The organism is Photobacterium sp. J15 (assembly GCF_963870815.1).
Taxonomy (GTDB): domain Bacteria; phylum Pseudomonadota; class Gammaproteobacteria; order Enterobacterales; family Vibrionaceae; genus Photobacterium; species Photobacterium marinum.
The window spans coordinates 3689112-3714029 of record NZ_CAWMUI010000001.1 but is presented as its reverse complement, the minus strand read 5'-3'; the positions used below and the strand labels follow the sequence as shown (position 1 = coordinate 3714029).

The 24918-nt window shown below is 50.1% G+C and carries 17 protein-coding genes, 6 tRNA genes and 1 rRNA gene; 14 read left to right on the top strand and 10 right to left on the bottom strand.

From position 1 onward, the window contains the following. The first annotated feature begins 13 nt into the window (after window positions 1-13). Window positions 14-129: ribosomal RNA gene (gene rrf, locus AACQ93_RS16735) — 5S ribosomal RNA — on the top strand. Window positions 130-219: 90 nt separating this feature from the next. After that, window positions 220-296, top strand: a tRNA-Asp gene (locus AACQ93_RS16730). A 231-nt stretch (window positions 297-527) separates the two neighbouring features. Here AACQ93_RS16730 and AACQ93_RS16725 read toward each other — a convergent pair. Both AACQ93_RS16725 and ilvY read right to left on the bottom strand, forming a co-directional pair. Further along, window positions 528-1739: an NAD(P)-binding domain-containing protein gene (locus AACQ93_RS16725; RefSeq protein WP_064606398.1), complete on the bottom strand. Its 1212-nt coding sequence runs from the start codon at window positions 1737-1739 to the stop codon at window positions 528-530. 30 nt (window positions 1740-1769) lie between these two features. Beyond that, a complete protein-coding gene (gene ilvY / locus AACQ93_RS16720; RefSeq protein WP_064606396.1) occupies window positions 1770-2639 on the bottom strand; it encodes an HTH-type transcriptional activator IlvY in 870 nt (289 codons plus the stop codon). Between the two features lie 132 nt (window positions 2640-2771). On the opposite strand from ilvY, the gene ilvC reads away from it, so the two are divergent. Next, window positions 2772-4256, top strand: a complete 1485-nt coding sequence (gene ilvC, locus AACQ93_RS16715) for a ketol-acid reductoisomerase (RefSeq protein ID WP_064606394.1) — start codon at window positions 2772-2774, stop codon at window positions 4254-4256. 167 nt (window positions 4257-4423) lie between these two features. Here the strand turns inward: ilvC and ubiK are convergent, their stop codons facing one another. The 4 genes from ubiK to AACQ93_RS16695 all read right to left on the bottom strand — a co-directional run bounded on the left by ubiK (window position 4424) and on the right by AACQ93_RS16695 (window position 9634). Then, on the bottom strand, window positions 4424-4678 hold the full coding sequence (gene ubiK / locus AACQ93_RS16710; protein ID WP_007469648.1) for a ubiquinone biosynthesis accessory factor UbiK: 255 nt from the start codon (window positions 4676-4678) through the stop codon (window positions 4424-4426). Window positions 4679-4803: 125 nt separating this feature from the next. Beyond that, window positions 4804-7920 carry a multidrug efflux RND transporter permease subunit gene (locus AACQ93_RS16705; RefSeq protein ID WP_064606392.1) on the bottom strand — a complete coding sequence of 1039 codons (3117 nt, stop codon included), beginning with the start codon at window positions 7918-7920 and terminating at the stop codon, window positions 4804-4806. Window positions 7921-7932: 12 nt separating this feature from the next. Continuing rightward, the gene (locus AACQ93_RS16700; RefSeq protein WP_064606389.1) at window positions 7933-9039 is read right to left on the bottom strand and encodes an efflux RND transporter periplasmic adaptor subunit; all 1107 of its coding nucleotides are present in this window, start codon (window positions 9037-9039) and stop codon (window positions 7933-7935) included. 28 nt (window positions 9040-9067) lie between these two features. Then, window positions 9068-9634, bottom strand: a complete 567-nt coding sequence (locus AACQ93_RS16695; protein WP_084419250.1) for a TetR/AcrR family transcriptional regulator — start codon at window positions 9632-9634, stop codon at window positions 9068-9070. Between the two features lie 196 nt (window positions 9635-9830). Here AACQ93_RS16695 and rep point away from each other — a divergent pair, with 196 nt between their 5' ends. Beyond that, window positions 9831-11846, top strand: coding sequence for a DNA helicase Rep (rep, locus tag AACQ93_RS16690; protein ID WP_064606385.1), 2016 nt, complete (start codon window positions 9831-9833; stop codon window positions 11844-11846). Window positions 11847-11932: 86 nt separating this feature from the next. Here rep and AACQ93_RS16685 read toward each other — a convergent pair whose 3' ends face one another. Next, window positions 11933-12343 (bottom strand): c-type cytochrome, encoded by a 411-nt coding sequence (locus tag AACQ93_RS16685; RefSeq protein WP_064606383.1) that lies wholly within the window; start codon window positions 12341-12343, stop codon window positions 11933-11935. 290 nt (window positions 12344-12633) lie between these two features. Here AACQ93_RS16685 and AACQ93_RS16680 point away from each other — a divergent pair. From AACQ93_RS16680 to AACQ93_RS16640, 9 genes are all read left to right on the top strand, one after another. Then, a tRNA-Arg gene (locus tag AACQ93_RS16680) sits at window positions 12634-12710 on the top strand. A 41-nt stretch (window positions 12711-12751) separates the two neighbouring features. Continuing rightward, window positions 12752-12827, top strand: a tRNA-His gene (locus AACQ93_RS16675). A 60-nt stretch (window positions 12828-12887) separates the two neighbouring features. Then, window positions 12888-12964: transfer RNA gene (locus AACQ93_RS16670), tRNA-Pro, on the top strand. Window positions 12965-12973: 9 nt separating this feature from the next. Then, a tRNA-His gene (locus AACQ93_RS16665) sits at window positions 12974-13049 on the top strand. Window positions 13050-13084: 35 nt separating this feature from the next. After that, a tRNA-Pro gene (locus tag AACQ93_RS16660) sits at window positions 13085-13161 on the top strand. A gap of 690 nt (window positions 13162-13851) precedes the next feature. Then, window positions 13852-15570 carry a dipeptide ABC transporter ATP-binding protein gene (locus AACQ93_RS16655; RefSeq protein ID WP_064606381.1) on the top strand — a complete coding sequence of 573 codons (1719 nt, stop codon included), beginning with the start codon at window positions 13852-13854 and terminating at the stop codon, window positions 15568-15570. A gap of 129 nt (window positions 15571-15699) precedes the next feature. Next, window positions 15700-17259, top strand: coding sequence for an ABC transporter substrate-binding protein (locus AACQ93_RS16650; RefSeq protein ID WP_064606379.1), 1560 nt, complete (start codon window positions 15700-15702; stop codon window positions 17257-17259). An 86-nt stretch (window positions 17260-17345) separates the two neighbouring features. Then, window positions 17346-18323 carry an ABC transporter permease gene (locus tag AACQ93_RS16645; protein WP_007469631.1) on the top strand — a complete coding sequence of 326 codons (978 nt, stop codon included), beginning with the start codon at window positions 17346-17348 and terminating at the stop codon, window positions 18321-18323. 3 nt (window positions 18324-18326) lie between these two features. Further along, window positions 18327-19268: an ABC transporter permease gene (locus tag AACQ93_RS16640; protein ID WP_007469628.1), complete on the top strand. Its 942-nt coding sequence runs from the start codon at window positions 18327-18329 to the stop codon at window positions 19266-19268. 183 nt (window positions 19269-19451) lie between these two features. On the opposite strand, the gene AACQ93_RS16635 is transcribed toward AACQ93_RS16640, so the two are convergent. Then, the gene (locus tag AACQ93_RS16635) at window positions 19452-20819 is read right to left on the bottom strand and encodes a YjiH family protein (protein ID WP_007469624.1); all 1368 of its coding nucleotides are present in this window, start codon (window positions 20817-20819) and stop codon (window positions 19452-19454) included. 368 nt (window positions 20820-21187) lie between these two features. Here AACQ93_RS16635 and traF point away from each other — a divergent pair, with 368 nt between their 5' ends. Continuing rightward, window positions 21188-22351, top strand: coding sequence for a conjugal transfer protein TraF (gene traF / locus AACQ93_RS16630; RefSeq protein ID WP_064606376.1), 1164 nt, complete (start codon window positions 21188-21190; stop codon window positions 22349-22351). 86 nt (window positions 22352-22437) lie between these two features. On the opposite strand, the gene gorA is transcribed toward traF, so the two are convergent. Next, window positions 22438-23793, bottom strand: coding sequence for a glutathione-disulfide reductase (gene gorA / locus AACQ93_RS16625; protein WP_064606374.1), 1356 nt, complete (start codon window positions 23791-23793; stop codon window positions 22438-22440). A gap of 192 nt (window positions 23794-23985) precedes the next feature. Beyond that, window positions 23986-24825: a 23S rRNA (adenine(2030)-N(6))-methyltransferase RlmJ gene (locus AACQ93_RS16620; RefSeq protein ID WP_064606372.1), complete on the bottom strand. Its 840-nt coding sequence runs from the start codon at window positions 24823-24825 to the stop codon at window positions 23986-23988. Window positions 24826-24918: the final 93 nt, after the last annotated feature.

Here is a 24918-nt window from a genome sequence, read left to right as displayed (position 1 = left end):
TGTAAGAATTTTGCTTGGCGACCATAGCATTATGGACCCACCTGATCCCATGCCGAACTCAGTAGTGAAACGTAATAGCGCCGATGGTAGTGTGGGGCCTCCCCATGTGAGAGTAGGACATCGCCAGGCTTGCTTAAGGTTTTCATCTTTTGAAAAAGATGAAAACAAAACAAATAAAGCAGCGAGCAGTAAGACTTTATTTGTTACTCAGAATTGAGTGGAGCGGTAGTTCAGTTGGTTAGAATACCGGCCTGTCACGCCGGGGGTCGCGGGTTCGAGTCCCGTCCGCTCCGCCACTTATTAAGAAGCCTCAGCAGAAATGCTGGGGCTTTTTTACGTTTGGACCTTTTTATTCCATGTCTGTCCCACGGATGATTGAGCCCCACCGGAGTGCCGGCCCAGCCGCTCCGCCATTTATTAATTAGCCTTCAAAATACGTGTCCCCGTCGAAAGACTTTTTGTGTGAGCGGATTACCTGATACAAAAAGCCCGGCTTGAGCGCCGGGCTTTGTTAATTCTAAAAGTTGTTAATGGTAGCGATAGAAATGGCGAAGCCATTTCTCGGCAATATGCTTTTCATCATCTTCGCATAATGCTTGGATCCCCGGTTTAAATGGTTGAGAACGGGTGGCTATCTGTAATCCGGCAAGCATGTGGGCGGCTTCGAAAAGATAGAGTGTGGGGTCACCCATGCCGGTTTTGAATGGGGTGTTAGCTGATTCCCCGCCAGCTAACAGATAAAGGCTTTGGCCATTGCGAGTGCGGTATTCGCGTACCAGACGGTTACCACCAACTTCTGTCAGGGTACCGCTGGCGATTAATTGTGGTAGCTTGAGCTCGTCGTCCGCAGAGGTTACTGTTGCTATAAACAGGCTGTCACTGAGGTTGTCTAGTAGCTCGCTTGGTAGAGCTCCATTGCCGGTACAGCAGAAAATCATATTGCACTCAGTAACCATACGTTCAATCGACCCTACCTGGACCCCGTTGCGAGGGAAGTGTGTCAGCCTGCGCGGATCCATATCAGCCACCAGGATTTGGCTGATTGCCTTGCCTTTAAGGTGTTTGATTACGCCCTGACCTAAATTCCCGGCTCCAATTACGCCGATTTTCAGAAATTCATAATTGTTGAGTTTGAGGCCAAACTCTTCTCTCAGGATCTGATCCGAATAATGGACGATACACTCAGATGCTTCATAGTCTGCCGGGGCTTTGATACTTAAGTGAGAAACTGTAACCAGAGGTCTGTCTAACTGGCGGTTGAGGTACTTGTAGAGCCCATTTGCTGTCAGTTCGGTGATCCCCAGGCACTGATCCGGGAAGGTTTCACAAATATGCTCAATAGCATGGGAAAAGTAGCCGCCGTGATCCAGGATCAGAAATTGACTGTCACTATCAAGATGGCTTCGGATCAGGTGCTCGGCAGTCTCAGGATCTTTTAGCTGCTCTTTTCCGCAATTGCAGTCTTTACCGATAACATGGCAGTGAGGCAGTTGTCGGATGGTATTGGTTATGTCCTGATTGCAAAGCGCAGTGGCACTTTTAGGGATAAAAACCAGCTTATCGGCAACTTCTGCCAGCACATTGATATAAGGGAGTGAACCCTCATAGCAATGCATGACAGAGAAAATGACCAGGTTTTTCGGGACAGTGAATTGGTCGGCAATCTGTTTGAGAAAGTCGTAACCTTTAGCTGCGAAAAAATCTGAATAGTATGTATGAGTTAAGATTGGCTGAGACATTATTATTCCGTTTATCTCTGATTGAACGCGTTAGAAAAGTTGTAACAGTGCGTGAAGCAATGGCTCTTGCTGGCGGCTTTGCTTGCAGCATAAACCGAGGACAAGGGGCGGGATTTTTTCTTTATCGAGGCGTCTGACTTTATTGCCTACCGGGCTGTTATCAATAACAACATCCGGGGCAATACCGATGCCACAGCCCAGGGCAACCATGCTGACGATAGCTTCATGGCCGCCGACCTGAGCGTAAATGTTGGGTTTGATTTTTTTATGTCTGAGCCATTTGTCTGCGCGGGTCCTTGCCGTGCCGGATTCTGGCAATATGAAAGGCAGCTGTGCCCAGTCCGGAGTATCTGATAGGTATTTTTGTAATCCGGGTGGCGGCACCAGTGGCGTGATCACAGACAGGGTGACTTTATCCAGTTCCAAAAAAGTTAATTTACCGGGCAACTGATCTGGCATAGCGGCAATGGCAATATCAGCCTCATCGTGCTGTACTTTCTCTATTGCCTGCGCAGGATCGCCGGTAAGTAGCTGGATTTCTACCTGAGGATGCAGTTGGCGAAACCGGTTAAGGATCCCCGGCAGGTGACTGTAGCTGGCGGTGACCGAACAGAATAGCTTCAGTTTTCCCTGTAGTTGCTGTTCTTGTTCCTTGAGTTGCGTTTTAAGTTCCTGCCAGCTGGAAACTATCTGGGCGGCAACTGGCAGCATCGTCTGGCCCGCAGAGGTCAGCTCTACGCTACGGTTGTCGCGAATGAATAATGGTTGCCCGGTATCTTCTTCAAGACGCTGGATAATGCGGCTGAGAGCGGATGGGCTGACATGCATCGCCTGTGCGGTTTGACTGAAACTCTTTGAGTCACAGAGATGCAGGAAAAGTTGCAAGTTCTTGATGTTCATCGTCCATGTTGCACTTTTTGCAAGAAGTTATTGTGAATATATCACTTTGCGCAACCAGGTGCCTGTTCTAGTATCAAGATATTCGACAAGTTGAAGTCGACCCAAGGAACAGAATTCACGGAGTTTGCAATTATGGCTAATTATTTCAATACCCTAAATCTACGTCAGCAGCTGGATCAGCTAGGTCGCTGTCGCTTTATGAACCGTTCGGAGTTTGCAACTGAAGCGGAGTACCTCAAAGGTAAGAAAGTCGTAATTGTAGGATGTGGTGCTCAGGGTCTTAACCAGGGCCTGAACATGCGTGATTCTGGTTTGGATGTGGCTTATGCATTGCGTCAGGCTGCAATTGATGAGCAGCGCCAGTCTTATAAAAATGCAAAGGAAAACGGCTTTGAAGTCGGCAGTTACGAGCAGTTTATCCCGTATGCAGATTTGGTGGTTAACCTGACGCCGGATAAACAGCACTCCAATGTGGTGGCAAGTGTGATGCCGCTAATGAAAGAGGGCGCAGCATTGGGTTACTCCCATGGCTTCAACATTGTTGAGGAAGGCATGCAGGTTCGTGATGATCTGACAGTGGTAATGGTGGCACCTAAGTGTCCGGGTACTGAAGTGCGTGAAGAGTATAAGCGCGGTTTCGGTGTGCCGACCCTGATTGCGGTTCACCCTGAAAATGATCCTAAGGGCGAGGGGCTGGACATCGCCAAGGCTTGGGCTGCTGCAACCGGTGGTCATCGTGCAGGTGTGCTTGAATCTTCATTTGTGGCTGAAGTGAAATCGGATTTGATGGGTGAGCAGACTATCTTGTGCGGTATGCTGCAGGCCGGTTCTGTGGTGTGTTACGAGAAGATGGTAGCCGAGGGCGTTGAACCTGCCTATGCCGGTAAGCTGCTGCAATATGGTTGGGAGGCTATTACCGAGGCACTGAAGTTCGGTGGTATTACCCACATGATGGATCGCTTGTCTAACCCTGCGAAGGTTAAAGCGTTCGAACTGTCTGAAGAGTTGAAAGAACTGATGCGTCCGCTTTACTACAAGCACATGGATGACATCATTACCGGTGAGTTCTCCAGTACCATGATGGCCGATTGGGCGAATGATGATGCGAATCTACTGGGCTGGCGTGCAGAAACGGCAGCAACGGATTTTGAAAACTACCCGGATTCAGATATCAATATTGAAGAGCAGGAGTATTTTGATAACGGTATTCTGATGGTGGCTATGGTACGTGCTGGGGTTGAACTGGCTTTCGAAGCAATGACGGAAACTGGCATCATTGAAGAGTCGGCATATTATGAATCTCTGCATGAGTTGCCGTTGATTGCCAACACGATTGCCCGTAAGCGCTTGTATGAGATGAACGTTGTTATTTCTGATACAGCCGAATACGGTAACTACCTGTTTGCCAATATTGCGGTACCATTGCTGCGTGAGAAGTTTATGCCTTATGTCGGCACTGAAGTCATTGGTAAAGGACTGGCTGAAACCAGTAATCAGGTTGATAACCAGAAACTGATTGATGTGAATGAAGCCGTGCGCAACCATCCGGTTGAGTGGGTAGGCCAGGAGCTGCGTGGTTACATGACAGACATGAAGCGTATTGCTGTCGGCGGTTAATCACATCCACATTGATGTTTCACGTGGAACAGAGCCCGGCAAAAGCCGGGCTCTGTTTTATCTATCTCAATCAGCACAACGGACTGAGTGCTGCAGACGCTGAGAAAAGAAAAGGCCAGGTCATTTGACCCGGCCTTTCATTATTCCTATTTCTAACCTTGAAGCGGTTATTCTTTCTCTGCCAGCTTTTCTTCCAGCTTTGCCAGCTTCTGTTCCATTTCGGTTAGCTTCTGGCGGGTGCGTAGCAGTACCTGAGTTTGGACATCAAATTCTTCACGGCTGACGACATCCAGCTTGTTAAGCTGTGATTGGATCACCTGACGAACTTTTTGCTCGACGTCATTGCCCAGCTCTTTGACTGGCTGAGGCATAGACTCATGGATCTGCTTGGCTACCTGCTCAAGTTTCTTTGGGTCAAACATAGCTGAGTTAACTCCGTAACGGCTTAAATCTGTTGTCGTTATTTTATTCAAATCATTACTGATTGTCGTCGATAATCGCGAAATAAAAAAGGCCGCACAGGGCGGCCTTGATGTTTTTTTCGGGATTAGGCGTCGTGAGCTTTCAAAGCTGCGCGTGCTTCGTCAGCTCGTTTCAACTTTTCCAGATCTTTGTCCTCCACAAATACCGGCAGTGGTTTGTGAATGCTCGCCAGGTAGGTGTAGATCACTGGCAGTACGAACAGGGTGAAGATAGTACCGATAGCCAGGCCAGATACGATAACAATACCGATACTGAAGCGCTGGGCGGCACCTGCACCTGTTGCGTACAGCAGTGGGATAAGACCGGCAATCATCGCTGCAGTTGTCATCAGGATTGGACGCAGACGAACCTTGGCCGCTTCCATTACTGCTGCCATGCGGTCTTTCTTATGATGCAGCTGCTCTTCTTTTGCTACCTCACAGATAAGGATACCGTGCTTGGTGATAAGACCAATCAGGGTGATCAGGCCGACCTGGGAGTAGATGTTCATCGAAGCTGCACCCCATGCCAGAGCAATAAGGGCACCACAGATTGCCAGCGGTACCGATACCATGATAACCAGCGGGTCACGCAGTGATTCAAACTGAATCGCCAGAACCAGGAAGATGATAGCCAGTGCCAGTGCAAAGGTGGTGTACAGTGCATTACCTTCGGTAACAAACTGACGGGCCTCACCCATGAAGTCGTACTGGTAGCCTGATGGCAGTTTGCCTGCCGCATCGTTCTGGAACCAGGTGATAGCATCACCCATTGCTGTACCCGGTGCAGGTACCGCACCGATAGTTGCTGAGTTCAGCTGGTTGAAGTGAGGCAGGGCGCGTGGTTCTGCGATCACATCAATGGTGATCAGGCTACCCAGCGGGATAGCTTTACCGTCAGCTGCTCGTACATAGTAGCCCTTGATGGATTCCGGATTCAGGCGGTACTTACGTTCTACCTGAGGGATCACTTCGTATGAACGGCCGTTAAGGTCGATACGGTTAACGTAGCCGTCAGCCATCATGGTACTTAAGGTGATACCGATATCCTGCATGGTCACGCCGTAGGCACCTGCTTTGTCTTTATCGATATGGATCTTCATCGTTGCTGAATCGTAGTTCAGATCCAGATCCGAGTAGACAAACATCGGGTTCGTTTTCACATCAGCCAGAATATCAGTCGCAACCTGGAACAGGTTCTCGAACTGGTTCGGTGTAGTAATAACAAACTGGATTGGCAGACCTGAACCGGCACCTGGCAGTTCAGGCATCTGGAATGCAGTTACCGCCATTTCCGGTACTTCGTTAACCAGTCCGGTAACACGCTTAACTACTTCGGCCTGGCTTGCTTCACGCTCACTCCAAGGCACCATTGACGCGATACCAAATGCCTGGTTTGAATTAGGCACACCTGAGAATACCTGGGCAAAAGCAACTTCAGGCTGGTCAGACAGGATCTGGTTAACTTTGTCCATGGTGTTTTCAATGTAATCCAGGTTGGCGTTTGACGGCGCCGTACCCATCATCATCAGTACGCCTTTATCTTCTGACGGTGCCAGTTCACTCGGGATGAACTTAAACAACATCGGCAGGCTGGAGAACACGATAATCGCAAACACAATCACCACCGGACGCATCTTCATGATACCACCCAGCATTTTCTCGTAGCGGTTGGTCATGCGATCCAGGAAGTTGTGAACAGTTACTTCGAACTTGCTTGGCTCTTCATGGGCTTTCAGCATTTTCGAACACATCATTGGCGACAGTGTCAGTGCCACGATGCCCGATACAAATACCGAACCAGCCAAGGTCAGTGCAAATTCCTTGAACAGTGAGCCGGTGATCCCGCCCATCATTGCAATCGGTGCATATACCGCGCCCAGTGTCAGGGTCATGGCGATAACCGGTACTGCAATTTCACGGGTACCGATAATCGCTGCACGGAACGGCGATTCACCCAGCTTGATGTGACGGTCGACGTTTTCCAATACAACGATCGCATCGTCCACCACCAGGCCGATGGCCAGTACCATGGCCAGCAGGGTCATCAGGTTCCAGGAGAAACCAAAGCTTTGCATCACCATCGCAACACCAATTAGCGATAGCGGAATGGTAACGATAGGGATGATTACCGCACGGAATGAACCGAGGAACAGGGTGATCACCACCAGTACGATCAGCGCCGCCTCAGCGATAGTTTTAATAACTTCGTTGATGGACTCGTTGATCGCGATAGTGGAGTCATACATCACGTTCATCTTGATGTTGCTTGGCATGTTGCGCTCTAGTTGCGGCAACAGCTCCATGATATCGGCAGCAATGTTGATCGGGTTGGCGCTTGGTGCCGCGTTAATTGCAGCTACTACAGCTTCCTCGCCGTTTGCCGATGCACGGTACATGTCGTGACTTTTCTCCAGTGACACTTTGGCAATGTCACCCAGGCGGATCACCTGGCCTTCTTTGGTGGAAACAACCAGCTTTTCCAGCTCATCAGTGTTAGAAACCTGAGTATCTGCCGTACCGTTATAAAGTACGAACTCACCGGTAGCCTGGCCGGTAGCCGACTGGTAGTTGTTGGCGTTCAGAACGCCCATCACATCGGTTGCGGTCAGGTTGTACGCCGCCATCTTGGCCGGATCAAGCCAGACACGCAGGGCATACTTCATACCACCATAAAGGTCGACTTTAGAGACACCGTTAACTGTGAAGAACTGTGGGTTGATCACTCGTTCCAGGTAGTCGGTGATCTGGCTTGAAGCCAGCTCATCACTGGTAAAGCCGATGTACATTACCGCTGTTGTCGAACCTGTCGACATGGTTACCGTCGGATCTTCAGATTCTTTCGGCAGCTGGGATCGGACCGAGTTGGTCTTCGCCAGGATATCTGCCAGGGCGGCGTTTGGATCTGTGTTCAGCTTCATCGTTACCGTAATGGTAGAGCGGCCCAATACGGATGATGAGGTCATAAAGTCAATGTTGTCAGCCTGGGCAATGGCCTGTTCCAGTGGCTGGGTAATAAAGCCCTGGATCAGGTCGGCACTGGCCCCGTAATAGCTGGTAGACACCGTTACTACGGTGTTAGTCATGTCTGGATATTCACGAACCTGCATCTTGAAGATAGCCTGCAGGCCGAGCAGGGCAATCAGAAAGCTGATTGAGACCGCCAGGACAGGACGTTTAATAAAAACATCAGTAAAGCGCATTAATCCTCCGGATTACAGCATTGGGGTTTCTGCTGGCGCCTGAAGTGCATTGCTTTCGACAATGCGCACTTTAGCGTCGTTACTCAGACGAACCTGGCCTGAGGTGACTACCATGTCACCGGCTTTTACGCCGTCCAGGATATGAACAGTTTCGCCTTTGCGCTCGCCGGCTTTAATCACAGACTGGCGGACACGCAGATCGCCTTTTTCATCTTTGTTAACCAGGTAAACATTGTCACCGTAGAGGGTATAGGTGATCGCTGTCTGTGGCAGGATGATTTGGTCTTCCAGCGTCGGCAGGATGATGTGGGCACGGGCAAACATACCGCTGCGCAGCTGACCTTCGTTGTTCGGGATATCTGCCTGAACCTGTACCAGACCGCTCTGGTAGTTCACAGCCGGCTCAATAGCGCTGATTTTGCCGCTGAACGGAATTTCAGGGTAAGCATCAACAAAGATTTCTACGTCCTGACCCAGGTAGATATCAGAGATATCTGTCTGCGGTACAGTGAAGCGCAGCTTCATCAGAGTTGTATCTTCCAGGCGCACGATGTCATCGGTCGGCTGGATGTACTGACCCATGAAAACATTACGCAGGCCGACCACACCATCAAACGGTGCGCGGATAGTGCGGCGGTCAATCGTCGCTTTCAGACTTTCGATATCGGCAGACAGCGAGAAGTAGGCTGCTTGAGCATCATCAAAGGCTTCCTTGGAAATAGACCCTTTCTTGTATAGGCCCTGGTAGCGGGCATACTTGGCTTTAGCTGCCGGCAGGCGAGCCTCGGCACTCTTCAGGTTGGCTTTTTCAACGTCAGAATCCAGGCTCACCAGCAGCTGGTCTTTTTTCACAATTGAGCCGGACTCGAAATCAATCTTATTGATTACCCCGGACACTTCAGAAGTGATGGTGACACCCTGGTTCGGTTCAATGAAGCCGATAGCTTCAATAGCCGGTATCCAGTTAGCTGGCTTGGCTTCTGACGCGGTGACAGGAAACGCTGGTTCAGGCATGTTAGCCATGTATTCTGCGATACCTTTCTGCTTGACCAAGTTCCACCCTATTACAGTGCCGAATAACAGTAGTGCGAGAAATAGCATCACTATCCATTTTTTCATTTTATGGTGTGCTCCGAAATTACTAACGTTAATGCTGTGTTATGGCATCCCAGCAGGCGTCGATTGCCGCTTCGCGGCTGGTTTCGTCGACTCTGAAGACACCGTTGATGTGTTTACGAGCCAGGCATGCGCTCGGCTCAAGGCTTAATACACTTAAAATTTCATTATCGAGTTGTTTGAATAGGCCGCAGGCCTTTCCCTCATCAAACAGCTGGTTAACTTTGGCAAACAGTTTCTGCTCCATCTGACGTTGTTCCGTTCCGTTACGGCGGGGCAGGTTTTCAAACTGGCCACGGTTAATCAGCGGGGCATCTTCCTGATTTGCCATATTCCAAATGTTGAGCCACATGGTGCGGAAGCGATCTTTTAGAGGCATGTCATCTGACACATGCTGAGTCACTTTGTTCGCCACATGGTTCAAAATATGGTCATACAGCTGATGGAGGAGATCGTCTTTATCTTCGAAGTAGCGATAAATCGTCCCTGCCGCTACGCCGGCTTCTTTAGCAACCATTTGCATTGACAGGCCGTGGAAGCCGTATATCGCCAATAGCTTTTCCGTTGCTTTCAGGATGCGTGTTTTTTTGTCATTCATAGAGGCCACAAATGTAAAAAAAGATAATGAATGAATGTTCATTCATTATTCTAGGCAGCAAAAGTTGTTATGCAAGTCTTTTCTTACTGCTGACTGCTTTGTTTGCGTATCATCAGGTCTGATAGACAAGCGGCGATAACTCGCTACAATGCGCCTGCTGACCTCTAGATGATCAAATACGACACAGGATACGCTGATGAAACTGAACCCAAGGCAAACTGAAGCGGTAAAATATGTATCTGGGCCATGTTTAGTGCTGGCCGGAGCCGGTTCAGGCAAAACCAGGGTGATCACCAACAAGATTGCGTATCTGGTTCAGCAGTGTGATTACAAGGCGCGTAACATTGCGGCGCTGACCTTTACCAACAAGGCGGCCCGCGAGATGAAAGAGCGTGTCGGCCAGACATTGGGGCGCCAGGAAGCCAAGGGGCTGATGGTGTCGACTTTTCACACCCTTGGCCTGAACATTATCCGCAGGGAATATAAGGCGCTGGGTCTGAAGGCCAGTTTTTCCCTGTTTGATGACCAGGATCAGATGGCGTTGCTCAAGGAGCTGACAGAAGCGGAACTTGAAGGCGACAAAGATTTGCTCAAGCAGTTGCTGTCGACGATTTCCAACTGGAAGAACGACATGCTGTCGCCGGGTGAAGCGGCGGCGTATGCCAAATCTGAGCGTGACCAGTTATTTGCTCACTGTTACGACATGTACCAGAAGCAGATGAAAGCCTATAACGCGCTGGATTTTGATGATCTGATCCTGATGCCGGTGTTGCTGCTACGTGATAACCAGGAAGTGCGCCAGCGCTGGCAGAACCGTATTCGTTACCTGCTGGTGGATGAGTATCAGGATACCAACACCAGCCAGTACCTGTTTGTGAAGTTGCTGGTGGGTGAGCGCTCTCGCTTTACCGTGGTTGGCGATGATGATCAGTCGATTTACTCCTGGCGTGGTGCTCAGCCGGAAAACCTGGCATTGCTGAACAAAGATTTCCCGAGCCTGAAAGTGATCAAGCTGGAGCAGAACTATCGCTCGACCAGCCGTATTCTGCGTACCGCCAACATCTTGATCGCCAATAACCCGCACTTGTTTGACAAGACCCTGTTCTCGGAAATCCCGGACGGTGAGTTGCTGAAAGTGATCACCGCCAAGAATGAAGACCATGAGGCCGAGAAAGTGGTTGGTGAACTGATCGCCCACCGTTTCCTGAATAACACTGCCTATAAAGACTATGCCGTGCTGTACCGGGGTAACCACCAGTCACGCCTGATTGAAAAGGCACTGATGCAAAACCGGATCCCGTACAAGATTTCCGGCGGCACCTCTTTCTTTGCCCGGGCGGAAATCAAAGACATCATGGCTTACCTGCGCTTGCTGACCAATGTGGATGATGACAATGCTTTCCTGCGTATTGTGAATACTCCGCGCCGTGAAATCGGTCCGGTGACCCTGGAGAAGCTGGGGACTTATGCCAACATGCGTGGTAAGAGCCTGTTTGCAGCCAGCTTTGAGCTTGGACTAGAGCAGCACCTCAGTGGCCGCGGTCTGGAGTCTTTGCAGCGCTTTACTCGCTGGATAGTCGAGCTGTCGGATAATGCTGAGCGCGGTGATACCGTGGCGGCTGTGCGCCAGCTGATCCGTGATATCAACTACGAAGACTGGCTCTATGAAACCTCGGCAAGCCCGAAAGCGGCCGAGATGCGGATGAAGAACGTTTCTGATCTGTATAGTTGGATCACCGCTGACCTTGAAGGTGACAACTATGATCAGGAAGTGAAGACACTGAAAGAAGTGGTACAACGCCTGACGTTGCGCGACATGATGGAGCGTGGCGAAGATGACGATGATGCCGATCAGGTTCAGCTGATGACTCTGCATGCATCCAAAGGTCTGGAGTTCCCGTATGTGTACCTGATCGGGGCGGAAGAGGGGATCCTGCCGCATCAGACCAGTATTGATGAAGACAATGTCGAGGAAGAGCGCCGACTGGCTTATGTGGGGATCACCCGAGCCCAGAAAGAGCTGACCTTTACCTTATGTAAGGAGCGCCGTCAGTTTGGTGAACTGCTAAAGCCGGAACCAAGTCGGTTCCTGTACGAGTTGCCGCAGGATGATCTGGCGTGGGAAGCGGATAAAAAGCCGATGACCCAGCAGGAGCGAATGCAGAAAGGCCAGGCTCACATTGCCAATATCCGGGCGATGTTTAAAAAATAATGACAGAGTACCGAGAGATGCGAGGTACGAGTTTTAAATACATAAAAGGGGGGATGCGTTGGCATCACCCCTTTATTTTTTCTCGCTTACAGCCCTTCAATCATATGATCGATCGCAGCAATGATTTCATCATCGCTACAGTCCATACATGAACCTTTGGCTGGCATGGCGTTAAAGCCGTTGATGGCGTGGTCGGTCATAACATCTTTACCTTGCGCGATACGCGGTGCCCAGTCTCCGGCATTGCCAATTTTCGGTGCGCCCATCACGCCGGCACCATGGCAGGCGGAACAAAAGGTGTTATAAACGGTATCACCACTGCGAGGGCCTGTTGCTACAGCGGCTGTTGCCGGGGCATCGCCTTCGAGGTAGACCGAGCCGACAGGTTTGATTCTTTCTGCAATAGCTTCGTCTGACATATCAGCGGCCATGGCGGAGCCGGCAAACGTCATTGCTGCTACCGCGGCTACCATAAGTTGTCGAAGAGATAGTTCCATTGAGCTCACCTTACACTTCCAGATGTTAATGCGATTGCCACAGTCATCGGTTTGCGTTGTTATTAATGTAACTGTTGAGACAAGGCAGTGAATATTTACAGAATGTTTAAATTGTAAAAACAAAGTGATTATATCCGCTAAGTTAGCAGTGATAAACTAGGTGGCTGTATTTGTATGATACCAATCAACAGATATTTGCTTATATTTACAGCGAACGAGAAAAAAATTTAAAAAAAGACTTTACGAAGAGCAGTGTGATCCGTAATATTCACCTCCGCCGATAGGGCGAAGCGCCCGTAGCTCAGCTGGATAGAGCGTTGGCCTCCGGAGCCAAAGGTCGAAGGTTCGAATCCTTTCGGGCGCGCCATTCCGGAAACATGGAACAATGTCGGCAGGCAATATATTTTGGTGGCTATAGCTCAGTTGGTAGAGTCCCGGATTGTGATTCCGGTTGTCGCGAGTTCGAATCTCGTTAGCCACCCCATATTTTAGGGTATTGATTATAATATCAGTATCTCGGGGTGAAAACCTCAAAAGAATTTGTCGGTGAATAGCGCAGTTTGGTAGCGCATCTGGTTTGGGACCAGAGGGTCGGGGGTTCGAATCCCTCTTCACCGACCACTAACAATGGTGGCTATAGCTCAGTTGGTAGAGTCCCGGATTGTGATTCCGGTTGTCGCGAGTTCGAATCTCGTTAGCCACCCCATTATTTAAAGACTTCGGTACGCCGAAGCAACAAGTCGGTGAATAGCGCAGTTTGGTAGCGCATCTGGTTTGGGACCAGAGGGTCGGGGGTTCGAATCCCTCTTCACCGACCACTACATGAAACCCTAGCTTTCGAGCTGGGGTTTTTTTATGCCTGTTCTTTCCCTTCTATCTGCGGATTTTCTAACTTTATATATTTGCAGTGTTTTCGCGGCTGTTAATGTATTTTCAATGCCATTTCTATCTTCTTTCTGCTGTTTTTAATGCCAATCCGGATGCTCAGGTTTTTCCACCGAACCCCAATCAACCTGTCTCAGTGAACTGCCAATGATACCTGTTAATTTTGTCAGTGTTATTCACTGCAAGATTCACCTGACTTTAGATTTCTGTTTGGTGAATATCGCTATAGTCCAATCAATCAAACTGTATATTTAATAAATAATAGAATATTGTTTATTAAATGTTAATCCGTACTTTCTGGTGTTTTGATTGTTTATGCAGATTCATCTCTTTGGGAATAATAACTTATAACCATTTTTATAGCGTGTTGTTCCGGTCTGGCTAATACTTATAGCCAGTTTTGCATTCGAATTTCCGTTTGATGTGCTTTTGTTATGCGTTCTGCCTTATGACTGTTTATTCGAGTTTTATTCGGTTTTCTGGTTTTTTACTTTATTTTGTTGATTTTGTGTGAAATATTTGACAGATTGTGTGCTGAACATTTATTCAGCAAATTATGCTGATTATGAAAGGATTCAGTTTTCAGACAGGGCAGAACACTGCCAAGCAGTTGGGGTCTGGTAATGGCATTATTAGAAGTGAAAAATCTCCGCATCGAATACCCGTCTCGTCATGGGGTACACGCTGCGGTGAAATCGCTGTCGTTCTCGATCGAGCGCGGCGAAATAGTCGGTGTCGTCGGTGAGTCCGGCGCCGGTAAATCAACCGTCGGGAACGCGGTTATTGATCTGCTGAGTCCGCCGGGGCGGATTGCCAGCGGTGATGTGTATCTCGACGGCGAGCTAATTTCCGGCCTTTCGCCGGAGCAGATGAGAAAGGTCCGCGGATCGAAAATCGGTTTTATTTTCCAGGATCCGATGACCTCACTTAATCCGCTGTTTACTGTTGAGCAACAGTTGATTGAGACCATCATCACCAACCTCGGGGTCAGCAAAGAAGAGGCTTTTAACCGTGCCCTTAGCTTGATGGAGCAGGTCGGTATTCCTCAGCCCAAAGTACGTATCAAGCAGTATCCACACCAGTTTTCCGGTGGTATGCGCCAGCGGGTGGTGATTGCGATTGCCCTGGCCGGCGAGCCGGATCTCATCATCGCCGATGAGCCGACAACTGCACTGGATGTGTCTATTCAGGATCAAATCCTCAATCTTATCCGTGACTTGTGTGTCCAGAAAAACGTCGGCTGTATGCTGGTCACCCACGACATGGGGGTGGTTTCTAACGTCACCGATCGTGTTGCGGTGATGTACCGTGGTGATCTGGTTGAAATCGGCCCGACCCAAAAGGTACTGAGCCATCCCGATCACCCTTACACCCAGAGCCTGATTTCTGCTGTTCCCCGCTCCGATATTAAGCTCAAGCGGTTCCCGTTGGTGAGTTATATTGAGGAAGCTCAGGAAATGACTCAGCTGGATGTGAAAAATCACTGGCTGGGGCAGAGTGAAGATCAGCGCAGTTATACCGGGGCACTGTTGCAGGTCAAAGATGTCAATCTGCGCTTTGTCACGAAAGATTCGTTTTTTGAGAGCCGCCGCGAATACGTCCAGGCGTCGAATCATGTCAGCTTTGAAATTTTCGAAGGTGAAACCTTTGGCCTAGTGGGTGAGTCTGGCTCCGGTAAATCGACTATTGCCCGGGTGATCGCCGGCCTTTATCCGCCGGATTCCGGCCAAGTGGTATTTGAGGGTATCGACCTGACTGCACTCAAGAATGAGGCTGAGCGCCGACCGTTGCGCCGCCAGATGCAGATGGTGTTCCAGAACCCTTACTCATCAATGAACCCGCGAATGAAGATCGCCGACATCATTGCAGAGCCGATCCGTTTCCATAAGCTGACTGATAACGAAGCCCAGACCCGCCAAATCGTTGGAGACTTGCTGGATCACGTTGGTTTAGGCCGGGCTTCCGGGGTGAAGTATCCACATGAATTTTCCGGTGGTCAGCGCCAGCGTATTTCGATCGCTCGCGCCCTGGCGACTCGCCCCCGCTTGCTGATCTGTGATGAGCCGACATCAGCGCTTGATGTATCGGTTCAAGCGCAAATCCTGAACCTGCTGAAAGATCTGCAGGATGAGCTGAACCTGACCATGTTGTTTATCAGTCATGACCTGCCGGTGATCCGCCAGATGTGTGACCGTATCGGGGTGATGCAAATGGGGACCTTGTTGGAGGTGGCACCGACCGAGCAGCTTTTCACTGCGCCGCAGCATGAATACAGTAAACAACTGATTTCGCTGATGCCTGAATTCAAAGGCATGAGCCAGGAAGGATTGAAGTTAGCTTAATCTCCGGTTTTTTTTAGCTCAAGTAATGTGCTTTACCTGAAGAAAAAGGCCGGGAGAGGTATCCGAATAACCAAAACAAGCAAACACAACAGCAGGGAGTTATCTCCCGACGCATAAAGGAGCTATGCAATGAAAACAGTTAAGACCAAGCTGGCAGTCGCTTTAATGGCCGCGGGCCTGAGCTTTAGTGCCCTCGCGGCCGATATCAAAGTGGCTTATGATGCCGATCCGGTCTCGCTTGATCCCCATGAGCAGCTGTCTGGCGGTACGCTGCAAATGTCTCACATGGTTTTTGACCCGCTGGTTCGTTACACCCAGGAATTGGATTTTGAGCCGCGTCTGGCTGAAAGCTGGGAGCGTGTTGATGATAAGACTTTCCGTTTTAAGCTGCGCAAAGGCGTGAAGTTCCATTCCGGTAATACCATGACTGCTGACGATGTGGTCTGGACGTTCAAGCGCCTGAAAGACTCTCCGGATTTTAAGGCGATTTTCGAACCGTATACCGAGCTGAAGAAAGTTGATGATTACACGGTTGATTTGATCTCCAAAGGCCCTTATCCGCTGGTACTGCAGACCGCGACCTACATTTTCCCGATGGACAGTAAGTTCTATACCGGCAAGACAGCAGACGGCAAAGACAAGGCCGAGCTGGTTAAGCACGGTAACTCTTACGCCTCAACCCATGTTTCCGGTACCGGTCCTTTTATCGTGACGGCGCGTGAGCAGGGCGTGAAGGTGGAATTTGAGCGCTTCAAAGACTACTGGGATAAGGGCTCCAAAGGTAATGTCGATAAGCTGACGCTGGTGCCGATCAAAGAAGATGCAACCCGGGTAGCTGCACTGCTGTCTGGCGGTGTTGACATGATTGCCCCGGTAGCACCTAACGACCACAAGCGTGTGAAGCAGGCAAAAGGTATCGATCTGGTGACGTTGCCGGGTACCCGTATCATCACCTTCCAGATGAACCAGAACAGCAATGAAGCGCTGAAAGATGTCCGTGTTCGCCAGGCGATTGTTTATGCCATCAATAACGAAGGTATCGTTAAGAAGATCATGAAGGGCTTTGCTACGGCTGCCGGCCAGCAGGGACCATCGGGCTACTCTGGTTACAGTGAGGAACTGGTACCGCGTTATGATCTGAAAAAAGCCAAGCAGCTGATGAAAGAAGCCGGCTATGAGAAGGGCTTTACCCTGACCATGATGGCGCCGAATAACCGTTATGTGAACGATGCCAAAGTGGCGCAGGCTGCTGCGGCGATGCTGTCGAAGATCGGCATCAAGGTGGATCTGAAGACACTACCCAAGGCTCAGTACTGGCCGGAGTTTGATGTTTGTGCTGCCGACATGATGATGATTGGCTGGCACTCGGATACGGAAGATTCGGCGAATTTCTCTGAGTTCCTGACCATGACCCGTAACGAAGAAACCGGTAAGGGCCAGTATAACTGTGGTCATTACTCGAACCCGGAAGTCGACAAACTGGTCGAAGCGTCGAATGTCGAAACCGATCCGGCCAAGCGTGCCAAGATGCTGCAGCAAGTGGAAGCCACCCTGTATAACGAGGCTGCCTTTGTACCGCTGCACTGGCAGAACCTGGCATGGGGTGCCAGCGACAAGCTGGATATCAAGCCAATCGTCAACGCGATGAACTTCCCGTACTTCGGCGATTTGGTAGTAAAAGAGAAATAAGGAACTGAGCCTGGTTTTAGAATTGGGCTCTTCAGTGCCGGAGTCATCTCCGGCACTGATTTTCAGGAAGATAAAAGGGGCAGGGAATGTTTACGTTTCTGGTCAAGCGCCTGTTTCAGGCACTGATAGTGATGTTTGTGATCAGTCTGGTGGCGTTTGCCATTCAGGATAACCTGGGTGACCCATTGCGTGAGCTGGTGGGGCAGTCGGTATCAGAAGCAGAGCGTCAACAATTGCGTGATGAGCTGGGTCTGAACGATCCGTTTCTGACAAAATACGGCCGTTTTCTTAGCAATGCGGTACAAGGGGATCTGGGAACATCCTATTTCTTCAAGCGTCCGGCAGTCGACGTGATCCTCGACAAGCTGGTGGCGACATTAGAGCTGGTATTCGGGGCAACGCTGATCATTATTGTCGTGTCGATACCGCTCGGGGTTTATTGTGCAATTCACCCCAATAACCTGTTTACCAAAACCGTGATGGCCTTCAGTAGTGTCGGGATTTCTATTCCGGTGTTCCTGACCGCGATTATGCTGATGTATGTATTCTCGATTGAGCTCGGCTGGCTGCCTTCTTATGGCCGGGGCGAGACTTATAACCTGCTCGGTTGGGAGTCGGGCTTTTTCACCCTCGATGGTCTCAAGCATTTAGTGCTGCCTTGTATTGCACTGGCGTCGATTATGTTGCCGTTGTTTATCCGTTTGGTGCGCTCGGAAATGCTGGAAGTGCTGAGCTCGGAATACATCAAGTTTGCCAAGGCCAAGGGGTTGGCAATGAATAAGATTTATTACCGCCACGCTCTGAAAAACACCATGCTGCCGGTGCTGACGGTCGGTGGGGTGCAGATTGGGACCATGGTGGCTTATACCATTCTGACCGAGACTGTTTTCCAGTGGCCGGGAACCGGCTTTCTGTTCCTTGAAGCAATTAACCGTGTTGATACCCCGTTGATCACTGCTTACGTTATTTTTGTCGGCCTGATTTTTGTGGTGACCAATACTATTGTTGACCTGATGTATGGCCTGGTTAACCCGACTGTAAACCTGACTGGCAAAGGAGAGTAAGTCATGAGTAACACGACAGTAGCCGCTCCGAGCCGTTGGGAGCGTTTTAAGAAATCAGACTTTCTGTATTACTTCCTTAGAGACAAAGTGGCGATGGCCAGCTTCGCTGTCTTTATGGTGTTTTTGGTCTCAGCATTGCTGGCTCCGGTGATATCTCCGACTGATCCGTATGATTTGTCGACCATCGACATTATGGACTCGGAGCTGCCGCCGTCCTGGATGGAAGAGGGTGACAGCCGCTTCTTGCTGGGTACGGATGATCAGGGCCGTGACATTTTTTCGACCATTCTTTACGGTTCGCGCTTGTCATTGACAATCGGCTTGCTGGCGGTAGGGCTGCAGTTGATCCTCGGGGTGGTGATCGGCCTGAGTGCTGGTTACTTCGGTGGCCGGGTAGACAGCTTCCTGATGCGTTTTGCCGATGTGCAGTTGTCGTTCTCGACCATGATGGTGGCTATTATTGTCTCGGCGATTTTCCGCACAGCTTTGGGCTCGGAGCTTTATGCCCAGTATGCGGTGGTGATGCTGGTGGTGATCATTGGTATTGCCGAATGGCCGCAGTATGCACGAACCGTGCGGGCATCGGTGCTGGCGGAGAAGAAGAAAGAGTATGTAGAAGCGGCAAGGGTGATGGGCTTTAAGGCCCCGCGGGTAATGTTTCGCCATATCCTGCCCAACTGTTTGTCTCCGATTTTGGTGATTTCAACCGTACAGGTGGCGAACGCCATTATGTCGGAAGCGGCGTTGTCCTTCCTCGGTCTTGGTCTGCCGGTCGATCAGCCATCACTGGGTTCACTGATCAGTATCGGCTTTAACTATATCTTCTCCGGTTCCTGGTGGATCACCGCTTTCCCTGGTCTGGTGCTGGTGGCTCTGGTGCTGGTTATCAACCTGTTGGGTGACTGGCTGCGTGATGTCTTCAACCCGAAGATTTACAAGGGCTAGGGACGAGTTACCCAAACGGAAGGTAAGAGTTAGAAATGGAAAGGTGGCCGATTGGCCGCCTTTGTTTTTACTTGTGATTCTAGAATCAGGAACTGGGTTTCTATGAACAGAGTTGTGTTGATATATATGCACAAAAAAGCCAGCATAACTGCTGGCTTTTGTTTGTAATCGGTTGGCTTTGCTTTAGAAGAACAGGTGACCCATCAGGGCGATAACCGGTAGGGTAACCAGGGTACGCAGGATGAAAACCATGAACAGCTCCCACGGTTTTACCGGGATTTTGCTGCCGATCAGCAGGGCTCCGATTTCCGACATGTAGATCAGCTGGGTAACCGACATAGCAGCAATTACAAAGCGGGTCAGGTCACTTTCAATGCCCGATGCCAGAATTGATGGCAGGAACATATCTGCAAAACCAACCACAATGGTTTTCGATGCTTCTGCCGCTTCCGGTAGCTGTAGTAGTTCCAGGAATGGAATAAACGGCAGGCCAAGGATTTCAAATACCGGGGTATTCTCGGCAATTACCAGGGCAACCGTACCAATAGCCATCACCACCGGCAGCACGCCGAAAATCATATCAACCGCATTTTTAATGCCTTCGGTAACTACATTACGCAGGCTGGTTACTTCGCTGGCTTTATTCAGTGCCTGCTCCAGGCCAAAGCTGGCAACACTTTTTCCGGCCGGAACAGCTTCGCAGTCTTTACCCAGATCTGAACCATCAATGTAGATGTCTTTCTTCCACGAAAGTGGCGGCAGGCGCGGAACGATAACAGCCGCAGCCAGACCAGCTAGGCAGACGGTCAGATAGAACGGGGCAAACATGTGCTCCAGGTTAACTTGGGCGATAACTACCAGGCTGAACGTGATAGAAACTGCGGTGAAAGTGGTACCGATCACTGCCGCTTCACGCTCGGTGTAAATCTTACTTTCGTATTGTTTGCTGGTCATCAGAACGCCGACACTGCCGTCACCCAGCCAGGAAGCAATACAGTTCACCGCTGAGCGGCCAGGCAGGTTGAAGATCGGGCGCATGATGCGGGTGCATAGCGCACCGACAAACTCCAGCAGACCGAAGTTTAGTAGCAGTGGCAGCAGCAGGCCTGCAAACAGGAATACAGAAAACAGCACAGGCAGCAGGTCATTCAGTACCAGCCCGCCGGTAGCGCCGTCATAGATCATTGCCGGGCCGATCTTGAAGTAAGTCATAACCACGAATACCGCACCCAGTTGCTGGACGATAAACCATGGCAGGCTAGGGTTCAGCAGGCCGTTCAGGAAACCATTTTCAGTAATCGCGCGAGGCTTGAAAAGTTTGGTCAGGATGGATGCACCGGCAGTCAGCGAGATCACGAAAGTGACGATTGCAGTCAGCATACCGTCCAGCAGGCCTTGAACCGATTTTGCCAATACGGCAATTGGAATCGTCAGGGTGTCCTGATACTGGATCGGTGCCATAAATAGGAACACGCCCAGTAGTGAAGGAATAAGGAACATCAGCCAGTTGGCTCTGTTACCGGTTGAAATGGAAATTGCCTGTTCCTGCATAAATGACCTTTAGTTCATTACTTCAGTTGAGGAGGTAATAATGGCTTTGCTGCTCTTGTGAATAAATATTCACTACTCGTTCATAATCAGCATGTGGAAGATTACATTTTTTATGCCACGATTGGAATACTTTGTTTGATTTTTTGTGTATTTATTCATTTTGTTCTGTGTGAAGGCGCCTATGCAGTGATGTGTACTTCAAGTGCTGTCATTATAGGAGAGCCACCAAAGAGCAAGATATGATCGCCATTCCATTTATTGATTACAGTGTTATTAAATATCACTGTTGCTTATTGTTTGACCAGTTGCTCTGCCTATAAAGTGACCGCTCAATAGCGGGAATACCTTCAACGATAAGCAAGATAATTATGAAAACATCTCTTAAAGGACTATCTCTGGCAGTTGCTGCTGCACTGCCTTTTATCTCCTTTTCGTCAGTGGCTATGTTTAACGGAGCGGACGCACGTGGTGGTGCAATGGGGGGGACGGGAGTTGCCTCGGCCCAATACCTGACGGCCAGCTTCTATAACCCGGCGATGGCGACCAATTACACCAAAGGCGATGATTTTGGCATGATCCTGCCGATGGTTGCGGCAGGCGTGCATGATAGCGATGAACTGTACGACAAGATTGATGAATTCCAGAAGGTCAATGATCGTCTGAGTAATAATCCCTCTCTGGAAACACTGGAAGAGTGGAAACAGGCTTTACTGGCTTTGAATAACGGTGAAGTGGAAGTGGATGCCCGTGTCGGGGCATCAGTGGCGCTGCCGAACCGTTACGCCAGTGCCAACCTGTTTCTGAGTGCCCAAGTTGCCAGTATGGCTAAAGCCAATATTGTCGAAAGCGATCTGGTGACACCGGATCCGGACAACCTAGCATCATCAGTGCAGGGACTGGCTGGCGGTACGGTTGATATGGGTATCACCCTGGCAAGAGAATTTGCCCTGCCGTTTCAGGGTCATCGCCTGTCAATCGGCGTTTCACCTAAGTTCCAGAAAGTTATGGCATTGAATTACCTGGCGAAGGTCAGCCAGTTTGATGACAACGACTTTGATTTAGATGATCGCAATGAAGAAAATACGTTCAACGTCGATGTCGGTTTGGCTTATAAGCCAGCCAATACGGTGACATTCGCTCTGGCGGCGAAGAACCTGTTGGAGCAAGAGCTGGATACCAATGTATCTCAGGGCACCAAAGCGACTTTCCTGGTTGAGCCGAAATACACCGCAGGTATGGCATATGACAATGGCTGGTTCCTGCTGGCAGCGGATCTGGATTTGAATAAGCAGCGCTACTTTACCGGTGCTGACTACGAGACTCAGTTTGCCCGGGTGGGTGTTGAGCTGGATGCCTGGAGCTGGGTTCAGCTTCGTGCCGGTTACAGCCACAGTATGACGGATTACTCGGAAGATATGGTAACGGCAGGTCTGGGTTTGACCCCGTTTGGTTTGTTCGGACTTGAGCTGGCTGGTCAGTACGGCGAAGATGACCACTATGGCGTCGCCGCCCAACTGGCGTTTATGTTCTGATTGAGCTGAAACTCAAAAGTGATCACCTGAGACAGAAATAAAAGAAGGAGGCCAATGCCTCCTTCTTTGTATTTGCTTTCGCTAGCTTATCTCATGGTAACGAATTCTTCTGAGCCGGTCGGGTGGATAGCAACCACGCTGTCGAAATCCGCTTTGGTGGCACCCATCTTCATTGCCACACCGAAGCCCTGGATCATTTCATCCACAGTGAAGCCGATACCGTGCAGGCCGACAACCGTTTCTTCCGGTCCGGCGCAAACCAGCTTCATTTTGCATGGCTGGCGGTTGGCGGTAACAGCGGTGTACATTGCGGTAAAGCCGGACTTGTACACTTTGATGTTCTCTTCGCCATACTTGGCAATCGCTTCAGGTTCTGTCAGGCCGATAGTACCGATTGGCGGGTGGCTGAATACCACGGTTGGTACCAGGTTGTAGTCCATCTTGGCTTCTGGCTTGTTGTTAAACAGGCGCTCAGACAGTTGGCGACCGGCTTTAACAGCAACCGGGGTCAGCTCAATGCCGCCATCCATGATATCGCCGACACAGTAGATTCCTTCAACATTGGTTTGCTGGTATTCGTCGACCTTGATGTAACCGCGCTCAGTGGTTTCGACACCCGTCGCCTGAAGGTTGATTTTGTCTGTGGTCGGGTGACGGCCAATGGCCCAGATCAGGACATCTGTATTGTGGGACTCACCGTTTTCGAAGTGAAGGGTGATTGAGCCGTCAGCTTCTTTAACCACCTCCTTTGGAATCGAGTGGGTGTGCAGAGTCGGCCCTTCGGCATCCATCACTTCAACCAGGGTTTCGATGATCATCGGGTCGAAGCTGCGCAGCGGCGACTCTTTACGGACGAACAGGTGAGTATCGGTACCCAGGGCATTCAGGACACCGGCAATTTCAACTGCGATGTAACCGGCACCGACAACAGCGGTGCGTTTTGGCTGTTCGGTGAGCTCGAAGAAGCCGTTGGAATCGATACCGTACTCGGCACCCGGAATCGCTGGGATTGTTGGTTCGCCGCCGACAGCGATCAGGATGTGATCGGCGGTGTAGTGCTCACCGTCTACTTCAACCGTTTTGGCATCGACAAAGTGGGCAAAGCCATTGATAACTTCAATTTTGTTGTTGCCCAATACATTGTTGTAGGCGGTGTGGATACGACCAATATAAGCTTCGCGGCTTTCAACCAGCTTGCTCCAGTCGAACTTTTTCACATCAACGTCGAAACCGTAATCTTTGGCGTACAGGTGCATGGCTTCAGCAATCTGCGCGCCGTGCCACATCACTTTCTTAGGCACACAACCGACGTTCACACATGTACCGCCCAGCGCCTTGGCTTCAATCAGCGCAACTTTGGCACCATACATTGCAGCACGGTTTGCCGATGCAATACCGCCGCTGCCACCACCGATACAAATGTAATCAAAATGCTTAGCCATGACTTTCTCCGCTTATTTTACGATTTATTTAGCTCGACCTAGTGTAATCAAGAATGTGGCGACTTACGAGTGGGCGTGATCGAGAAACAGAAACGGATTCGGAATAACTTATTGACGTTAAAATAGCGGGAAAGAATAAGGCGGCACAGAGGCCGCCTTGGTAATGTAATCGCATTAAGCAAAGCTGTCGGTTTACTCCGGCACAACCCACTCAACAGTGTGGTGGCCGTGGTTCGGTGCAATCACCTGTTGCAGCCACGGCAGGATAGTTTTCATCTGGCTTTCCAGCTTCCATGGCGGGTTGATCACAATCATGCCTGATGCGGTCATGCCGCGCTCTTCTGTATCCGGTTCTACGCCCAGTTCGATTTGCAGGATTTTGCGGATCCCCAGATTTTCCAGTCCTTTTAGCATTTTATCGATGTTTTCGCGGTAAACCACCGGATACCAAATCGCATAAGTACCTGTTGCCCAGCGCTTGTAGCTTTCTTTGATCGCTTTGACCACGTCCATGTACTCATGCTTGAGTTCGTAAGGCGGGTCGATCAGTACCACACCGCGGCGTTCTTTCGGTGGCAGGCTGGCTTTCAGACGGGCAAACGCATCTTCTTTATAGATACGCACCTGGCGGTCTCCACGGAACTCCTGCAGCAGCAGCGGAAAGTCAGCCGGGTGCAGCTCGGTCAGAACCATACGGTCTTGCTCGCGGATTTGGGCGCGGGCCACTTTCGGCGAGCCTGGGTAATAGCGCAGCTCGTCACCGTCATTCAGGGTTTTGATTGCTTCAATGTAAGATGCAATTTCTGCCGGAATATCATCCCGGGACCACAGACGGGCAATGCCTTGCTTGAATTCGCCGGTTTTTTCGCTGCGCTCGTCCTGTAGATCGTAACGGCCTACGCCTGAGTGGGTATCGTGGTAGACAAAAGGCTTCTCTTTTTGCTTCAGGGCATCAAGGATCAGGCTTTGTACAATGTGCTTTACCACGTCGGCATGGTTGCCGGCATGGAAACTGTGGCGGTAGCTCAGCATGAATGCGGTCTCTACAGGTAGTCAATGTTGGGATAGGGGGCATATTATGGCGAATTGCTGGCGAATATCCAGAAAGCGGTATGAACTTTAATC

Excerpts from the sequence above, each read along its gene's own strand:
- AACQ93_RS16725 (WP_064606398.1), bottom strand. The coding sequence starts at position 1,739 with ATGTCTCAGCCAATCTTAACTCATACATACTATTCAGATTTTTTCGCA.
- ilvY (WP_064606396.1), bottom strand. The coding sequence starts at position 2,639 with ATGAACATCAAGAACTTGCAACTTTTCCTGCATCTCTGTGACTCAAAG.
- ilvC (WP_064606394.1), top strand. The coding sequence starts at position 2,772 with ATGGCTAATTATTTCAATACCCTAAATCTACGTCAGCAGCTGGATCAG.
- ubiK (WP_007469648.1), bottom strand. The coding sequence starts at position 4,678 with ATGTTTGACCCAAAGAAACTTGAGCAGGTAGCCAAGCAGATCCATGAG.
- AACQ93_RS16705 (WP_064606392.1), bottom strand. The coding sequence starts at position 7,920 with ATGCGCTTTACTGATGTTTTTATTAAACGTCCTGTCCTGGCGGTCTCA.
- AACQ93_RS16700 (WP_064606389.1), bottom strand. The coding sequence starts at position 9,039 with ATGAAAAAATGGATAGTGATGCTATTTCTCGCACTACTGTTATTCGGC.
- AACQ93_RS16695 (WP_084419250.1), bottom strand. The coding sequence starts at position 9,634 with ATGAATGACAAAAAAACACGCATCCTGAAAGCAACGGAAAAGCTATTG.
- rep (WP_064606385.1), top strand. The coding sequence starts at position 9,831 with ATGAAACTGAACCCAAGGCAAACTGAAGCGGTAAAATATGTATCTGGG.
- AACQ93_RS16685 (WP_064606383.1), bottom strand. The coding sequence starts at position 12,343 with ATGGAACTATCTCTTCGACAACTTATGGTAGCCGCGGTAGCAGCAATG.
- AACQ93_RS16655 (WP_064606381.1), top strand. The coding sequence starts at position 13,852 with ATGGCATTATTAGAAGTGAAAAATCTCCGCATCGAATACCCGTCTCGT.
- AACQ93_RS16650 (WP_064606379.1), top strand. The coding sequence starts at position 15,700 with ATGAAAACAGTTAAGACCAAGCTGGCAGTCGCTTTAATGGCCGCGGGC.
- AACQ93_RS16645 (WP_007469631.1), top strand. The coding sequence starts at position 17,346 with ATGTTTACGTTTCTGGTCAAGCGCCTGTTTCAGGCACTGATAGTGATG.
- AACQ93_RS16640 (WP_007469628.1), top strand. The coding sequence starts at position 18,327 with ATGAGTAACACGACAGTAGCCGCTCCGAGCCGTTGGGAGCGTTTTAAG.
- AACQ93_RS16635 (WP_007469624.1), bottom strand. The coding sequence starts at position 20,819 with ATGCAGGAACAGGCAATTTCCATTTCAACCGGTAACAGAGCCAACTGG.
- traF (WP_064606376.1), top strand. The coding sequence starts at position 21,188 with ATGAAAACATCTCTTAAAGGACTATCTCTGGCAGTTGCTGCTGCACTG.
- gorA (WP_064606374.1), bottom strand. The coding sequence starts at position 23,793 with ATGGCTAAGCATTTTGATTACATTTGTATCGGTGGTGGCAGCGGCGGT.
- AACQ93_RS16620 (WP_064606372.1), bottom strand. The coding sequence starts at position 24,825 with ATGCTGAGCTACCGCCACAGTTTCCATGCCGGCAACCATGCCGACGTG.